At 37.0% G+C, this 17188-nt stretch carries 17 protein-coding genes; all 17 read right to left on the bottom strand.

Annotation, left to right across the window (positions count from 1 at the left end):
* Nucleotides 1-20: 20 nt before the first annotated feature.
* Nucleotides 21-809, bottom strand: a complete 789-nt coding sequence (locus tag HCJ45_RS06525; protein ID WP_185395750.1) for a metallophosphoesterase family protein — start codon at nt 807-809, stop codon at nt 21-23.
* A 288-nt stretch (nt 810-1097) separates the two neighbouring features.
* On the bottom strand, nt 1098-2054 hold the full coding sequence (locus HCJ45_RS06520) for a ribose-phosphate diphosphokinase (protein ID WP_185348812.1): 957 nt from the start codon (nt 2052-2054) through the stop codon (nt 1098-1100).
* A 49-nt stretch (nt 2055-2103) separates the two neighbouring features.
* On the bottom strand, nt 2104-3477 hold the full coding sequence (glmU, locus tag HCJ45_RS06515) for a bifunctional UDP-N-acetylglucosamine diphosphorylase/glucosamine-1-phosphate N-acetyltransferase GlmU (RefSeq protein WP_185348810.1): 1374 nt from the start codon (nt 3475-3477) through the stop codon (nt 2104-2106).
* 383 nt (nt 3478-3860) lie between these two features.
* On the bottom strand, nt 3861-4169 hold the full coding sequence (gene spoVG / locus HCJ45_RS06510; protein ID WP_185395751.1) for a septation regulator SpoVG: 309 nt from the start codon (nt 4167-4169) through the stop codon (nt 3861-3863).
* Nucleotides 4170-4295: 126 nt separating this feature from the next.
* The gene (gene spoVG, locus HCJ45_RS06505; protein ID WP_185395753.1) at nt 4296-4604 is read right to left on the bottom strand and encodes a septation regulator SpoVG; all 309 of its coding nucleotides are present in this window, start codon (nt 4602-4604) and stop codon (nt 4296-4298) included.
* A gap of 692 nt (nt 4605-5296) precedes the next feature.
* Nucleotides 5297-6505, bottom strand: coding sequence for an ABC transporter permease (locus HCJ45_RS06500; protein ID WP_185348791.1), 1209 nt, complete (start codon nt 6503-6505; stop codon nt 5297-5299).
* A complete protein-coding gene (locus HCJ45_RS06495; RefSeq protein WP_185348789.1) occupies nt 6502-7194 on the bottom strand; it encodes an ABC transporter ATP-binding protein in 693 nt (230 codons plus the stop codon). Before HCJ45_RS06495 ends, HCJ45_RS06500 begins: the two co-directional genes overlap by 4 nt.
* A gap of 48 nt (nt 7195-7242) precedes the next feature.
* A complete protein-coding gene (locus HCJ45_RS06490; RefSeq protein WP_185348787.1) occupies nt 7243-7920 on the bottom strand; it encodes an efflux RND transporter periplasmic adaptor subunit in 678 nt (225 codons plus the stop codon).
* A 169-nt stretch (nt 7921-8089) separates the two neighbouring features.
* Nucleotides 8090-8908 carry a pur operon repressor gene (purR, locus tag HCJ45_RS06485; RefSeq protein WP_185348779.1) on the bottom strand — a complete coding sequence of 273 codons (819 nt, stop codon included), beginning with the start codon at nt 8906-8908 and terminating at the stop codon, nt 8090-8092.
* Nucleotides 8909-9072: 164 nt separating this feature from the next.
* On the bottom strand, nt 9073-9810 hold the full coding sequence (locus tag HCJ45_RS06480; RefSeq protein WP_185395752.1) for a carbohydrate deacetylase: 738 nt from the start codon (nt 9808-9810) through the stop codon (nt 9073-9075).
* Nucleotides 9811-9824: 14 nt separating this feature from the next.
* Nucleotides 9825-10703, bottom strand: coding sequence for a 4-(cytidine 5'-diphospho)-2-C-methyl-D-erythritol kinase (gene ispE, locus HCJ45_RS06475; RefSeq protein WP_187124273.1), 879 nt, complete (start codon nt 10701-10703; stop codon nt 9825-9827).
* A 135-nt stretch (nt 10704-10838) separates the two neighbouring features.
* Complete coding sequence (gene veg / locus HCJ45_RS06470; protein ID WP_003718261.1) at nt 10839-11096, bottom strand: biofilm formation stimulator Veg; 258 nt, start codon at nt 11094-11096, stop codon at nt 10839-10841.
* 118 nt (nt 11097-11214) lie between these two features.
* On the bottom strand, nt 11215-12102 hold the full coding sequence (gene rsmA, locus HCJ45_RS06465; RefSeq protein WP_187124272.1) for a 16S rRNA (adenine(1518)-N(6)/adenine(1519)-N(6))-dimethyltransferase RsmA: 888 nt from the start codon (nt 12100-12102) through the stop codon (nt 11215-11217).
* Entirely contained in the window at nt 12095-12670 is a 576-nt protein-coding gene (gene rnmV / locus HCJ45_RS06460) for a ribonuclease M5 (protein WP_187124271.1), read from the bottom strand. Before rnmV ends, rsmA begins: the two co-directional genes overlap by 8 nt.
* Nucleotides 12671-12772: 102 nt before the next feature.
* On the bottom strand, nt 12773-14026 hold the full coding sequence (locus HCJ45_RS06455; RefSeq protein WP_187124270.1) for a resuscitation-promoting factor: 1254 nt from the start codon (nt 14024-14026) through the stop codon (nt 12773-12775).
* A gap of 291 nt (nt 14027-14317) precedes the next feature.
* Nucleotides 14318-15091 carry a TatD family hydrolase gene (locus HCJ45_RS06450; RefSeq protein WP_187124269.1) on the bottom strand — a complete coding sequence of 258 codons (774 nt, stop codon included), beginning with the start codon at nt 15089-15091 and terminating at the stop codon, nt 14318-14320.
* 102 nt (nt 15092-15193) lie between these two features.
* Complete coding sequence (metG, locus tag HCJ45_RS06445; protein ID WP_187124268.1) at nt 15194-17188, bottom strand: methionine--tRNA ligase; 1995 nt, start codon at nt 17186-17188, stop codon at nt 15194-15196.

Genomic DNA, 17188 nt, shown 5'->3' with positions numbered 1-17188 from the left:
CCATTTTTTTACGGTTATTTTCAATCAAGGTATTGCTCAATTTGACTATCTATATATAAATATTGCCCTGACCGAAGTGTTTTCTCATAAATATCCACATATGGCAAAGCTCTTTTTTTCGCAAAAGCAATTTCTGCATCAATGTCATAGGCGATTTTTTTAAAATGGATGTCAACAACACCTGTAGCAGCGATATCAATAAGAGCATATTGAGCTAGATTATCTTTTGTTTTCCGACTTTCCCCGCCTGGTAGTCCGACCGAGCCAGAATTAATAATCAACTTGTCATCCACCGTTCTTCTAAGCGATTGCCGATGAACGTGTCCATTAATCGCGACATCCGCATCAGTATCCGAAAACATCTCATCAAAATAGGCTTGCTCTTCCGTCGCATAAATCGGGAAGCTAGCGGATTTTGGCATCGCATGAAAAACATCTATTTTCGTCCCCAATATTTGAATTGATACTTTTTTGGGCAATGTAGCTAAATAACGAAATTTTTCATCACCTAAAAAAGCATAATCATATTTCACTAATTCCTCAATCATCCGTCGTTTTATAGAATAATTAAATGATTTTCCTTCCAAAAAGTCCCTATACACCTGTTCATGATTTCCTAGCACAAAAGAAAGCGGATTGAGTTTTTCCAGAAGTTCCAGACAAATATCTGTACCTGGACCTTTTAAAGCTATATCACCGACCGTTATGTATTTTTCCGCATGTTCATTCGCAGCATCTTTTAACACTGCTTTTAAAGCTTCTACATTACCGTGAACATCCGATATAATTGCAACTCTCACTTTATCCATAAACTCCCCCCAATCCTTATGTGACGCTTACAGAGCTATCCCCTCGCTCATTTTAGCCCTTTTCATTTTGCGTTTCTCAATCTCATCTTAGTATTTTAAACTATTATGCCAGAATGCGCCACTCTTCTTCCAAACAATACTAACACTTAAAAAATCCGGCGAACATAATAACATTTATTTTCATTTTAGTTAAACCCTTATAAGAGAAACACATCTTTTTCTTCTATTAAAAATAAAAAACAGAAATCCTCATCAATAGAGAATTTCTGTTTTAGTTTAAGCGATTTTTTATTCAAACAACGAACTTACAGATGCGTTTTCATGTACGCGCACAATTGCTTCACCTAAAAGTGGCGCTACAGAAAGTTGTTCCATCTTGTCTATCCACTTATCTTCTGGAAGTGCAATAGAGTTTGTAACAACTAATTTTTCAATTGGTGATTCTTCAATACGTTTCATTGCAGGTCCGGATAATACCGGGTGCGAACAACAAGCATATACTTTTGTTGCCCCAGCTTCACGAAGCGCTTTTGCAGCAAGCGTAATAGTTCCCGCTGTATCAATAATATCATCAATAATGATACAAACCTTCCCTTCTACGTTACCAACAATATTCATTACTTCCGCCACATTTGGACGCGGACGACGCTTATCAATAATAGCAATCGGCGCTTTCAAACGATCCGCCATTTTACGAGCACGAGTAACTCCACCATGGTCTGGCGAAACGACTACTAAATCATCACCCAAATGACGTTCCCCAAAGTAACCACTTAGTAAGCGTACAGCATTCAAATGATCAATTGGAATATCAAAGAAACCTTGAATTTGCGGCGCATGCATATCTAGCGTAATCATTCTTGTCGCTCCAGCTGTTTCGATTAAGTTTGCAACTAATTTTGCCGTAATTGGTTCGCGACTTCTCGCTTTACGGTCTTGGCGTGCATAACCATAATAAGGCATAACAATATTAATTGTCGCCGCAGAAGCACGTTTCAACGCATCAATCATGATCAAAAGTTCCATTAAATTCTGGTTTACAGGGTTACTCGTTGATTGAATAACGTAAACATGACAACCACGGATACTTTCTTCAATATTAATTTGGATTTCTCCATCACTAAAATGAGTAACGCTTGATTTTCCTAACTCAATACCTACTTCTTTCGCAATCTCTTCAGCTAGTTCACGATTAGAATTTAGCGAGAAAATCTTCAACTTTGGATCAAAATACTCGTTTGACATAATCAGCCTCCACTATTTTTATTAAAATTTTAAACTTTCCAATTGGAAATTATTTACCGTGATTCAAACGTTTTGCATAACCTATCTTGTTGTCTTGTTTCGCGCGAGCAATCCCAAGCGCGTCTTCTGGAACATCTTTTGTAATAGTTGAACCAGCTGCAATGAAAGCGCGATTGCCTACTTTGACAGGGGCAACTAAATTAGAATTACAACCTACAAAAACATCATCGCCAATAATCGTTTTCGCTTTATTTTTGCCATCATAATTAACCGCAATACTTCCACAACCAATATTTACGTTTTTGCCGATTTCTGCATCCCCCATATAAATGAAGTGTGGCAGTTTTGTCCCTTCACCGACAACCGCTTTTTTGGTTTCAACATAATTGCCGATTTTCACGTTATTATGAATATCGGATTCTGGTCTTAGATGCGCATAAGGTCCGATTTGAACATCATCCCCAACCTTGCTTTCAAAAATAGCAGAACTTCTGATATGAGCGCGTTCACCAATAACACTATTAGCGATTTCCGAGCCACTTGTAACAATACAATCGTCTCCAATCACTGTATTACCACGCAACATAACACCAGGTTCAATAACAGTATCTTGACCAATTTTTACATTTATATCAATATACGTACTTTCTGGATTAACAAGCGTTACCCCATTACGCATATGATTCTCATTAATTCGGCGTTGCATTAATTTAGATGCCTCAGCTAAAGCGATTCGATCATTCACTCCAAGCGATTCCTCGAAAGATTCCATTCGATATGCCGCTACTACTTCATCTAAATCTTTTAAAATTTTAATAACATCTGGCAAGTAATATTCTCCTTGCACATTATCATTAGAGACATTTTCTAACGCCTCAAAAAGAGCTTTATTATCAAAACAATAAGTACCAGTATTAATTTCTGAAATGCGTTGTTCTTTTTCAGTCGCATCTTTATGTTCGACAATTTTTTCTACAATGCCAAGGTCATCACGAATGATACGTCCATAACCAGTAGGATCTTCAATCACTGTTGTCAGGATCGTTGCTTTTGCACGTTTTTCATGATGATATTTCAATAGAGCTTCCATTGTACTAGCCTCAATTAAAGGAGTATCTCCGCAAACAACTAACGTAACACCATCTTTATCAGCAAGGGCTGTTTTTGCTTGAAGTACCGCATGGGCTGTTCCAAGTTGCTCTTCTTGCTTTACAAACTCGCTTTTACCAGCTAGATGCTCTTGTACTTTTTCCGCTCCATGCCCAACTATTGTAACCACTTTATCAACATCAAGCGTCGAAATTTGATCTACTACATGTTCGACCATTGGTTTTCCGCAAACAGGATGCAATACTTTGTAAAGTTTTGATTTCATCCGCGTGCCTTGGCCAGCAGCAAGCACTACAGCATATCGTTTTGACATTATATAGAACCTCCATTTTTCACTATTCTTCCACTATGAATGATAACGTAAAAATTGCATTTTTTCAAGATTGCGCCCAAATAAAAACTCTTAACCATATTTTTAGGTAAAGAGTAAATTTAGTGTTTTATTTGTTTGAAAATTCCGAAAGATATAGCATGATTGTTTATTTGTTTATTGAAAGCAGAGATTACAGTCGTGCTACAATAATAGTTTCGTGATTGTGCCTGATTTTGCAACATCATTCCGAATTCCCCTCCCAAATTTCAATCTACTTTTAATTATACCATAGCTAAAATGGAACACCAAGACTATTTATCATTTTCCCTATATTTAAAAACGCAAAAAGGGCTAGCACGAGGCTAGCCCTTGGAAATTTTTAATTATTCAGCAGAAACGGATTCAGATTCTTCTTCTGTCACCGCATTAGCTTCTTCTTCACCAACACGTACATATTCAGCTAAAACAACTTCTTGAATTTTTGCACGAGTGTCAGAATTAATTGGGTGAGCGATATCACGGAACTCACCGTCAACGCCACGCTTACTTGGCATAGCTACGAATAAACCGTTATTCCCATCAATAACGCGAATATCATGAACTACAAATTCCTCATCTAAAGTGATTGAAGCAATTGCTCTCATTCTTCCATCAGTTTCTACACGACGTAATCTCACATCTGTTACTTGCATTATTAGTCACTCCTTATCCCATTTGCCTCGATCAAAAAGAATATGCTTTTCCCAGCCAAACATCAGGTTCATTAAATCCCCTTCTCAAGCTGTTCACAACAATGTCCTTCCCGAAATGAGGATTTTTTAATTCTCTTCTGCGACACTTTCGTCAGCAGATGTTTCTTCACTTGCAGTTGGTACTTCCGCCACTTCATAAGCAGCTAAAACAGCTTCTTGAATTTTCGCACGGGTATTCGAGTTAATAGGGTGTGCAATATCTCTAAACTCTCCATCCGGCGTACGTTTGCTTGGCATAGCTACGAACAGTCCCTCGTTGCCATCGATAACACGAATGTCGTGAATAACAAACTCACCATCAATCGTTATTGAAGAAATAGCTTTCATTCTCCCATCTGTCTCAACACGGCGTAATCTCACATCTGTAATCTCCATTATCTTCACCACCTTATTCTAGTTGCTCTGTTAATAACCAATGCTCACATGCAACATTAAGTACACACTCGAGAAAAATTCCCCCATAGAAAAAATCGCTTTTGAAACAAGCAACATTTACGTAAAATTATTCCCTACAAACATAATAATAAAAAAAACTAAATTTGACAACTTTGTGAATTCGGAATCAAAAAAAATAGTTTTTTTTCAAAAAGTATTGACATTTTTGAATTGTTCACTATGAAATGACCTTTGTATACAATGTTATTTATTTATATGTAAAAAACTCTCAAACCATTGCTAGAGCTGAATTACAATGTATTCATCATACTATTTTATAGGCAATAATGCCAGTAAAATGGTTGAAATCAATTCATTTCTTACAAGCCATTGTATACAATATAACGAGTTTTTCCCCCTTAATGGCACCTATTTTTTAAAATTTGTACTTTTCCCAGTCTCTATGCATACTTCTTCTTATTATTGTATATTTACCCTAAAAACAGCATAGCCATGCACGTTTTCATCGTATGCTTTATTTTTCTAAATTTATTTTTTGGATTGATAACGCTTAATTGTGACAAAAATGTTAAATCTAGATGACAAGACAACTAGTGGTTCATTTATACATAAATAGCCCTTTTTTAATACTAAAAAAGGAATCCAAAAATGTTTTGAATTCCTTTTTAGGTTTATTCTGACCTTAATGCATCAATTGGTCTTAATTTTGATGCTTTGTTGGCAGGAGCGATTCCAAATATTACTCCAATGCAAAGCGAGAATACAAAGGAGAAAATAATCGTCCCAGCAGTTATTCCTGATGATATCCCAGCAAATGAGCCGAATATTAACGCACCAGATACACCAATGAGTATTCCAATAACCCCACCACAAACACTAATAACAATTGATTCAATCAGGAATTGTAGTAAGATAGCTCGTTTTTTAGCTCCAAGTGCTTTTCTAATACCAATTTCTCTCGTACGTTCACTTACCGAAACGAGCATGATATTCATAATTCCGATACCACCCACGACAAGCGAAATAGCAGCAATCGCACCTAGCGCAGTTGTTAAAGTTGCGCTTATTGTATTAAATGCATTTAAAATTTCTTGTTGATTGATAACTTGATAAGATGGTCCCATTTGAGCGGAAGAAGCATTTTCTTCTTGCTCTTTCTCATCACCAAACTTAATGGCTAAACGAGATTCCAGCGTGTTTACAACAAAGTCAACATCTTCAGCAGCTTTTGTTTCTACATAAATTGTACGGACATTCGTATCTTTTAGTAGTCTTTGCGCAGAAGAAATTGGAATGAAAATTTGGTCATCGCTTGAACCCATCATTGAAGCGCCTTTTTCTTTTAGAACTCCAACCACTTTGTACGGCATTCCGTTTAACCTAATTGTTTCACCAATTGGATTCCCAAAGCCAAACAAATCATTCGCGACTGTAGAGCCTATTACAGCTACCTTCTGACCATATTCTGTATCAATTGGTAGCAAGAAGCGCCCTTCATCCATTTCCAAGCTACGAGCCGCTCTGTACTGATCATTCGTACCAATGACCTTATTGCTTGAATTTTTATAATCATATGTTGCATTTACTTGTCCAGATAGTTCTGGGGAAACACTTTTGACCCCATCAATATTTTGGTATTTCATTACTTCATCATAGGTGTATTTATCATTCGGATTAACTGAGCTGTTTACAACGGTGATTAAATTAGATCCTAAATCGCCCATTTGTTCATCCACTTCTTGAGTAACTCCATTCCCCAGTGAAACTAATAGGATAACAGATGCTACACCAATGATGATACCTAGCATGGTTAGGAAAGACCTCAATTTACTTGCTTTTAATTGTTTCCACGCCATTTTCATGCTTTGGAGAACGTTCATGCTTTAGTCGCCTCCTCGTGGAATAATTTACCATCTTGAATACGAATACTTCTCGTTCCATAAGACGCAATTGTTGGATCATGGGTTATCATAACAATCGTATTGCCTGCCCGATTTAATTCTTGAAGAATACCCATTACTTCTTTACCAGTTTTGGAGTCTAGTGCTCCGGTTGGTTCGTCTGCCAACAGAATTTGAGGTTTTCCAGCGAGCGCTCTTGCAATAGCGACCCGTTGTTGTTGTCCACCAGAAAGCTGTGTTGGTAAGTTTCTCCGTTTTTCAAGTAAGCCAACTTTTTCCAAACATTCAAGCGCAACTTTTTCACGTGCTGAAACGCTTAAACCTGCATAGATTAAAGGTAATTCGATATTTTCAAAAGCCGATAATTTTGTAAGTAAATTAAACTGCTGAAAAATAAAGCCGATTTTCTTATTTCTAATTTCGGATAATTTATTGTCGCTCAATGTAAAGACGTCGACATCATCCAAATGATAGCTTCCTTCATCTGGCACGTCTAAGCAACCAATCATATTCATTAATGTTGATTTTCCTGAACCGGATGGACCAACGATGGATAAAAATTCGCCTTGGTCAACGGTAAAAGTAACATCATCTAATGCCTTAAAAGTTTCTCCGCCTAAAGTATATGTTTTTGTTAAATTTTTCATGTCAATTAGCGGTTTTGGCATGTTTATCCCTCCTTCATACAATTTTTCTGATTCTTGCTTACATAAAACTTAGCTTGGAGCACCTGGAAGCGTCTCAGTTTCTTGTGTAGGAAGGATTACTTTTTCGTCTTTTTTAACACCTTTAGTGATTTCAATATTGTCTTCGTTATGCAGACCTGTCTCTACAAATTTTTTCACTTTCTTTGTTTTACCATTATCTTTTTCTTCTGGAACTAACACATAGTATTTATCGTCGCTATCTTTTTGAACTGCCTCAATCGGCACATAAAGCGCATCTTTTTTCTCATTAACTAAAATAGATGCATCTGCTGTCATTCCCGCTTTTAGATCGTCTGTTTTATCAAGTGAGATAATTACCGAAAAACTAGACACACCGTTTTGCACCTGACCTTGTTCCGCGATTTCTTTCACTTTTCCTGTGTATGTTTTATCAGGAAGTGCTGTTACAGTAACTTTTACTTCTTGGTCTTTCTTGATGTTTGGAATATCAAGCTCGTCCATTTGCGCCACTAATTGAAGTTCGTCATAATCAGGAACTTGTGTGTTTTCTGGTGAAATCGCCCCTGTTCCAGTAGCGTTTATTTTCATTTCTCCTTGTTTCACTTTTGTTGTAACTAATTTCTCTTGTGTTACAGAACCGCTATCTTTTCCAAGCAACATAACCGCACCAACGGCTACAACTGCAATAATAACAATAACAATTAACCATTTAACCCATTTTTTCATGAACGTTCTCCTTCTGCTCCCAAGTATTTGAAAGGCTTAGATTTTATGTAACAATGATAGGATTTATTTTAACATAAAACTTAAGTGAGTGAAGTACATCGCAGGTCTGATTTGTTCATATCATCACTTTAATAAAAAAACAACCCTAGAGTCGCCTAGGGTTGTACGTTTAGCTATTAAAATAATTTCCGTCAACTACTTCAATTTGTTTCTCTTTCATATTCACGTTTTTAATTTTCACAAGCGAAACATAATCATCTACCAAGCGTTCTTCGGCATATTCTGATTCAACTAAAACGCCAATTCCAACTAAATGAGCATTAAACTCTTCAAGTAAATTTTTCATTCCGTTGATTGTTCCTCCAGCTTTCATGAAATCATCTACTATAACAACATTAGAACCTTCTGCTAGGCTGCGTTTGGATAGTTCCATTTTTTCGATTCGTTTGGATGAGCCGGATACGTAATTAATACTAACCGTCGAACCTTCTGTCACTTTGCTATCTCGCCTTACAATGACAAATGGCACACTTAAATGTTCTGCAACAGCTTGCGCAATCGGAATACCCTTCGTTGCAACAGTCATAATTGCATCTATTTTCTTATCGTTAAATTTCGTTGCTAAGATTTTCCCAATCGCCTTCAGTGTAACTGGTTCGCCCAATAAATCTGAAAGGTACAAATAACCACCTGGTAGCAAACGATTTGGTTCTGCAATTCGGTTACATAATGTATGCACGAAATCAAGCACATCATCATTCCCAGCAATAGAAATATACTGCACTCCACCTGCAGCTCCCGGAACTGTCTCAAGCGTACCAATTCCTCTATCTTCAAATGTTTTCTTTATGATAACCAAATCTTCACTAATAGAAGACTTAGCTGAGCCATAACGTTCAGCAAACATCGTAAGCGGCACTAGTTTTCGCGGATGCGATAAAAGAAACTGGGTCATATCAATTAATCGTTCACTGCGACGAATCTTCATAATCTCTCTCCCTTTGATAAAATTCCGTATATTAAAAAGCAAATTCTTGTATTTTGTCCGTATTTTCTCTATTATAAAACGTTTTCCATGAAAATGACAACTTTTATTATTGTAACGCATTAAAAAACCCGCCAAATAAACATCCTTTGACGGGTCAGTATTTTTTATAAATCGCGGAAACTAATAATTTCTACTTCTTGTTGACCTAAATAAGCTTGCAATTCTCTTGATGTAAGTATTGTATGCTCCTTTGTCCTTGGCTTAACATAACTAGAAATATTAAGTAAAATATCATCTATAAAAGCCGGATGGGTCATAACTTCAACCACATCATTTGTCCCGATATGTTTTTGAACTATTTTTTTAATCGTATCACAGCTAACACCATCTGCATAAAAATCAGTAGCAAATAAATCTGGTGTTTTAATCGCACCAAAATCAGAAACATCTGCGTGGCGTCTCAAACTTACACCATATTTTTCTGCAAGTTTATGTTGTACAGGATAGATTAATGGTTCAATGGAGTGATGCGTATCAAAGTGAGAAATAGTAATGCCAGAAGCTAAAATTTTCTCGATTTGGGCAGTTAATTCACGTTCAACCTCTCCCATATCGACATCAGCTAAGCCAGATTCTAGTGCATCATAATTTCTACGGAAGCGGCCGTTCTCATCTGTAAGCGTCTTTAGCCCTTGAAGTAATGGAGAACCAAATGTTAAAGTCAAATGCGCCCCAATATCTAGACCTGGATTTTCTTTCGCTACTTCAATCGCTAAATCAAACGCCGGGCTATTAGCTAACAGTGTCGTTGATTTTACAACCCCTCTTTTGTAAGAATCTAAAATACCATATACTGCTCCTGGGCTAATTCCAAAATCATCTGCATTAAAAATAATTTTCATTCTTCTGACCCCTCTCAACCTTTAATAGTATCGTTTTCACTCTCACTCCATGGTCGAACCATATAAACTTCCTCACAAAAGCCTCGTAAGCCGTTATAGATGCGTTTTGCTCTTGAGTACTGTTTGACAAGTGCAAACACTGTTGGCCCGCTACCACTCATTAAAGCCGCCTCAGCACCAAACGCTAACATCTTGTCTTTAATTCGTTTTACTTGTGGATTTTTTTCAAGCGTCACGGATTCAAGAACATTCCCTGTAGATGAGAAAATGCCGTCTAAATCCCCTTGCTGCATTGCTGTAATCATTTTTTTCGTATTCGGGTGTTCTACCTCATCCACTTGTAATTCTTTATAGATTGTTGGAGTCGACACACTAATACTTGGTTTCGCTAGTACAATCCAGCAACCGGGCATATTCGGCAGTGAAGTGATTTTTTCTCCACGACCAGTTGCGATAGCGGTCCCACCATAGACGCAAAACGCAATATCAGAACCGATTTCCGAGCTAATTTCTGCTAATTTCTCGATTGAAAGACCTAACTCCCAAATAACGTTTAACCCTTTAAGTGCTGCAGCTGCATCCGAACTCCCACCTGCAAGCCCCGCAGAAACCGGAATATGTTTATCTATTGTAATCCGCACACCTGCTTTTACATTAAAGCGTTTTTTCAAAAGTGCGGCTGCTTGATAAATTAAATTGCGGCGATCTTCTGGGATGAAGTGCGCCTTTACATCTAGCACAATAACGTCCTCATCTAGCCGTTCTAAATATAGTCTATCCGCAAGATCGATAGTTGTCATTACCATCTCTACTTCATGATAACCATCATCACGTTTATAAAGCGCATCAAGCGATAGATTAATTTTAGCTGGCGCCGTTATGCTTATTTTCATTTTCCCCGCCTCCGCGTTCAAAATCTCTTTTTCTATTCTATCATATGAAAGAAGAAATATGTAGCTGACGGTCCAAAACAACCCTTAACAAAGCAAAAACCGAACCATTAATGATGGCTCGGCTACTTCAGCTTCTTACAAAGCTAATTCTTTATTATCATCTGTAAATACAAGTTCTACTGCGTCTGTTAAAATATCCGTATAACTATAGGATACTCTTTCAAAGTTGTTTTCATCCTGATCAAGCTCTACAATGAAAACGGATGGATATGTTTCAGCTAGGATGCCGCAACGTTCAATCGTTTTCTTACGACCGCCGTTTGCTTTCAATGTCAATGCTTTACCTAATCTAGAATCTAAATTCGTCTTAATGCTTGCAATGGTTTTTGGCATTTATTTTCCACCTCACTAAGAACTATTATAGCACAGATGGCTCAAGAAATCAATAACCAAATATTTTAACAGTTGTAAGGGCTAGCTGTCAACTAAGAAAGCGCTTTTTTCAAAAAAATTATTTTTCTGCTAAAAAACCAGCTAAAAAATTGCTTAATTTGGCGAATTCAGGGATATCTAATGTTTCTCCGCGACGAATTAAGTCTATACCAATGCCATTTAAACCATTTACTAATTCTTCTTTACGTGCTTTTAGAGCCGGGAATTTAGAAGCCAGATTGTTCCAAAGCGTTTTTCTTCTTTGGGCAAATGCCGCTCTTGTAACTTCAAAGAAAAATTCTTCGTCATCAACTTGGGCTAGCGGTTCTTTACGACGCTTTAGATGAATAACTGCTGAATCGACATTAGGTTGCGGCATAAACACTGTTTTCGGCACAATAAAAGCTAGTTCAGCTTCCATATAAAATTGGATAGCAATGGTTAAACTGCCATAGCTTTTAGTGCTTGGAACGGCACTAATCCGATCCGCAACTTCTTTTTGTAACATGAAAGTCATGGAATCAGCTGGAATATTATCATGTAGTAGTTTTAAAATAATCGGAGTAGTTACATAATAGGGCAAATTAGCTACAATTTTGAGTGGTAGCTCTGGTTTGGTAAATTGAGTTGTAATTACTTCTTCTACATTTGCTTTTAGAATATCTCCGTGAACGACTTTAACGTTATTGTATGCGCTAAGTGTATCATCTAAAATTGGCAATAAACGTTGATCAATTTCAAACGCAACTACTTCATTGGCTGTTTTAGCTAATTGTTCTGTTAGCGCGCCAATACCCGGACCTATTTCAATGACATTTGTTTCTTTCGTAATTTCAGCAGTATCCGTAATTCGGGTCAAAATGTTACTATCAATTAAAAAATTCTGCCCTAAACTTTTTTTAAATAAGAAACCATATTTTTTTAAGATTTCTGTTGTTCTTCCAGGTGTTGCAATATCTTTACTCATTTTCTTCCTCCTGCATAAGCTTTTGGCACGCGGCTACTAACTGCTGTTCACTAATCGCAAATGATTCCAAACGCGTTTGTAGCTGTTTTCCATTAGTGTAGCCGATTTTAAGTATATTTCCGAGTTTTTCTCTACGTTCTTTTGACCCTTGTCCGCCAAGAAGACCTAAGTTCATTAAAATCTCTTTTGAAATAAAATGTTTTTCAGTTCGTGTATTACTTGTATGGAAATGTTGTAATGCTTCTTGAATGGTAGCGTTACTAGCATGTTCCACTCCAAGACCACGACCCGCTTTTGGTAAAGCATCTTGACGATTAATAAAAGCATGCTTACAACCTGGAACTGCTGAGTCAATTTGTTTTCTAATTTTTTCACCCGGAAAATCCGGATCTGTAAAAATAATGACTCCCCGAAGTTCTTGCGCATGTCTAATTCTCTCAATTGTTTCTTGTGAAAGTGCCGATCCATTTGTTTCGATGGTATCCGCAACAACAGAACGATTAATCGCAGTTGTATCATCGCGGCCCTCTACGACAATAAACTCGTGTATTACAGGCTTCTCGTTCATAATGATTACATCCTTTTTAGTAAAATAAGTACATACATCATACCACATTTTGGGCAAAGAAAAAACGAGGCCCTATGAGTCAGCCTCGTTTTTATGCGATTATTAGTTTAACACTTTTACGGTTACAGTTCTTCTACCCCAAGAGTAGCATGAACTTTCATTTGGGAAATAAACGTCAACGATATTTCCTTTGATTGCTCCACCAGTATCACCAGCGATAGCTTCTCCGTATCCTTCTACCCAAACGCGTGAGCCAAGTGGAATAACACTAGGATCAACAGCTACTACTCTCATTCCAGGATTAGCACTTAAGTTAATTCCTGTCGCAGTTACACCGCCACCAGAATATGCAGTGGATTCCATTGTGAATGTTTTTCCACCAGCTGGAGTCGATGATTTAGCAGAATTTGATGATTTTGGTGAATTAGAAGTTTTAGATGTTGTTGCTTTTTTAGCAGGTTTTGCACTCGCTATTTCAGCAACTACAGCTTTTGCTTTTGTACCGCGAACAACTACTTTATCAGATTTTGCAGAAGTGACATTTTCTTTAACGACATCGCGTTTTTTCTCTTTGCCATTTTCAAATGTTACTTTATACTCAACAATTTTTTCACCAGTTTTACCTTCTTGAACGACTTTTTCAACACCTTGATTTAGGCTATCGTCTTCTTTGTAAACTGTATTAAATTTGATTTGTTCTTTTTTCTTGTCAGCTTTGGAATCAACATATGTAACTTGTACGGTCATTTTTTCCTTTAAGTTACTGTCTTTCGCAGGTGACACACGATCATCTTGATCAAGTTGGATGTTTTTCTCAGCTAGCAAATCGCCAACTTGAGTTTTTGTTGTCCAAACTGTATCTGTTTTTGCTCCGTTTTGTAAGGAAAGTTGGATGGCACGATCAATATCAACTTCAAGGCCATCTTTTAATTTATCTTCTAACGCTACGTTTAGCACATCATGTGGACGAGTTGTAATATTTTCATCTTTAAGTAAATCTTCTACATTTTCTTTAGTGCTCCATACGTTTTTCTTTGTTCCATTATCATTTATTGTAACTTGGCGTGCTGGAAGATATTTGATTTCCATGCCGTCTTTAATGTCTGCGTTTTTACCTGGCGCAATTTCATCATGTTCGCTTACTTTTATTCCTGCTTCGTCTAATGCTTCAGCAACTGTTTTGGCATGCGTTCTTGATTCTGTTTTTTCGCCAGCATTTACTATAGTGATATCGTTTTTAGTTCCTTCGAAAACGAAATAAAAAACCAATGCTACTACAATAACAAATCCTGCAATCATGATTGGTAATTTCCATTTTGATGATTGAGCTACGTTACTGCTGTTTTCCATGGTCATGTATTTCTCCCCTTTCTGCTTCGCTAGTGATTATATACAGGGGAGCAAACAACTGTCAATTTTTTAAGCAGATTGTTCATATTTGCGCAAACTCAGTAAATAAACGTTGGTATAAAGCCATTTATGAATCCACATAAATATAAAAATATCAAATGTAACAAAAGTATGTCATTTTTCTACGTCTCTGGTCGTAGGCATAAAATAAGGGTTTTGGTCCAAATGCCTATTTTCATATCTTTGAAGCTTAAGATTGGGTTACAGAGTCGCCCTTATATTACAGTTTTGTTACATTCAATCTTTAATTCTAAATAGTCGTTTTGCGTTATCCATTGAGTGCGTAGCGATTTCGCTATATTTCATTTCTTTCAGTTCTGCAATTTTTTTGGCAACTAACTTGACGTATCCAGGTTCATTTCTTTTTCCGCGATTTGGTGTTGGCGCAAGATATGGGGCGTCTGTTTCGATTAATAATCGGTCAATTGGTATAGCCTGAGCTGCAATTTTTGGTAATTTAGCATTTTTAAAAGTGACTGTTCCGCCAAAAGAAATGTAAAAATTCATCGCAAGACAAGCTTCCATAACTTCTACCGTTTCACCAAAACAATGCATAATTCCGCCAACTTCTTCGGCATGCTCTTCTTGCAAAATCCGAATGATATCTTCAGTGGCTTCACGATTATGAATGACTATCGGTAAATTCACTTCTTTTGCCAAACGAATTTGTTTCCGGAAAACTTCAAATTGGGTTTCTTTCGGGGAAGTATCCCAATGATAATCTAAGCCCATTTCGCCTAAAGCTACTACTTTTGGATGGGTAAGAGCTAAATCTCGCAACCATTCTAAATCTTCGTCTGTAAAGCTAATTGCGTCTGTAGGGTGCCAGCCAACGATAAGTGAAATGAAATCGTATTTGTCCGCTAGTATTAATGCACGGTCAATTGTTTCCTTATTAAAGCCTACGACCGCCATACGAGTTACATCGTTTTCTTGCGCTCGTTTGATTACTTCTTCTATATCATCGTCAAAAGCCTCGTCATTGAGGTGTACATGCGTGTCAAATAACAATGGAATTCCTCCTAATAAATCAATTTCCTTCTATTATACTATAAAATATAATTCAACCAAAAAACCATCTTCCAATTAGATGGTTTTTTGGTTTTTTAATTTTTATTTTACTTTTGCTCCATTTGGAAGAGCGTTATTTGCTTCGATAACACTTAGTTTGCCATCTTTCTCGCCGGAAAGAATCATCCCTTCGCTCATCAGTCCGCGAAGTTTTACTGGTTTCAAATTGGAAACAACGATGACTTTTTTGCCAATTAAGTCTTCTGGCTCATAGAATTCTGCAATACCAGAAAGTACTTGGCGTAATTTACCTTCACCTAGATCTAATTGGAAACAAAGTAATTTGTCAGCTTTTTTCACTTTTTCTACTTGTTTTACTTCGGCTACACGTAGATCTATTTTGTCGAAATCTTCAATACCAATTTGCGGTGTTTCTAAAGCCGTGATTTCTTCTACTGCTTCTGATGGCGCTGGTGCTGAACCCTTCATTTCCTCTTGAATGAAGGCTACTTCTTCTTTTGCATCTAGTCTTGGGAAAATTGGCGTTCCTTTTTTCACTACAGTTGTTCCAGCTGGAATTTCTCCGTAGCCATAAATACTATCCCATTTCTTTAAGTTTTCTTCTTGTAGGCCAAGTTGTAAGAAGATTTCTCCTGGTGTTCTTGTAAAGAATGGTTGTAAAAGAATAGCAATAATCCGTAAATTTTCTGCTAAATGTGTCATTACGCTTTCTAGTTCTGCACGTTTTTCTTCGTCTTTGGCAAGTGCCCATGGAGCTGTTTCATCAATATATTTATTCGTACGGGAAATAAGCGACCAAAGCTGGTTAAGGGCTACAGAGAACTGCATATGGTCCATGCTTTTTTCGTAGTCAGCAACTACATTATTTTTAAAATCAACTAAAGTTTTATCAAATGGTGTCACGTCCCCTTGGTAGGCAGGAATTTCACCATCAAAATATTTATTAATCATTGCGACTGTACGATTTAGCAAGTTTCCTAAATCATTCGCCAAGTCATAGTTTACCCGGTCAATAAAGTCTTCTGGTGTAAATAGTCCATCCGAGCCAAAGGGAACTTCGCGTAATAAATAATAACGAAGCGCATCAAGGCCGTAACGATCAATTAACATATAAGGATCTACTACATTTCCTTTAGACTTCGACATCTTACCATCTTTCATCAAAATCCAACCGTGACCAAATACCATTTTTGGAAGTGGTAAATCTAGTGCCATCAATATAATCGGCCAATAAATCGTATGGAAACGAACAATTTCTTTCCCGACGATTTGTACATCAGCTGGCCAATATTTTTGGAATTTTGTATCATTATCCGTATTATAACCAAGTGCTGTAATATAGTTAGAAAGCGCATCAATCCACACATAAACTACATGTTTTGGATTTCCCGGAACTTTAATTCCCCAATCAAAAGTAGTTCTGGATACCGCTAAATCTTCTAAACCTGGCTTAATAAAATTATTTAACATTTCATTTTTTCTTGATTCCGGTAAAATAAATTCGGGATGAGAATTGTAGTATTCTACTAAACGATCTGCATACTTACTCATACGGAAAAAGTAAGATTCTTCTTTAACAAGTTCCACTTCATTCCCGCTAGGAGCCTTTCCGCCAATTACTTTGCCATTTTCATCTTTGTAAACTTCCTCTAATTGTGTTTCAGTAAAATATTCTTCATCAGAAACCGAATACCAACCTTCATATTCACCTAAGTATATGTCTCCTTGCTCGACAAGTTGTTCAAAAATTTTCGCTACGGATGTTTTGTGGCGGTCCTGTGTTGTACGAATAAAGTCTGTATTAGAAATTTCTAGTTTTTTCCAAAGCTCTTGAAAACCTTCTGAAATTTCATCAACATATTCTTGTTCAGAAATCCCGCGTTCTTTTGCTTTTGCTTGGATTTTTTGTCCGTGTTCATCTGTTCCAGTTAAGTAAAACACATCGTATCCTTTTAAGCGTTTGTAACGAGCCATCGCGTCTCCGGCAACAGTCGTATAAGCGTGTCCAATATGTGCTTTTCCGCTTGGATAATAGATTGGTGTTGTAATGTAAAACGTATTTTTCTCTTCAGGCAA

The sequence above is a fragment of the Listeria immobilis genome (assembly GCF_014322845.1).
In the GTDB taxonomy this organism is placed as follows: domain Bacteria; phylum Bacillota; class Bacilli; order Lactobacillales; family Listeriaceae; genus Listeria; species Listeria immobilis.
The sequence above is the reverse complement of the archived record's forward strand: the minus strand, read 5'-3'. Positions and strand labels throughout refer to the sequence as shown.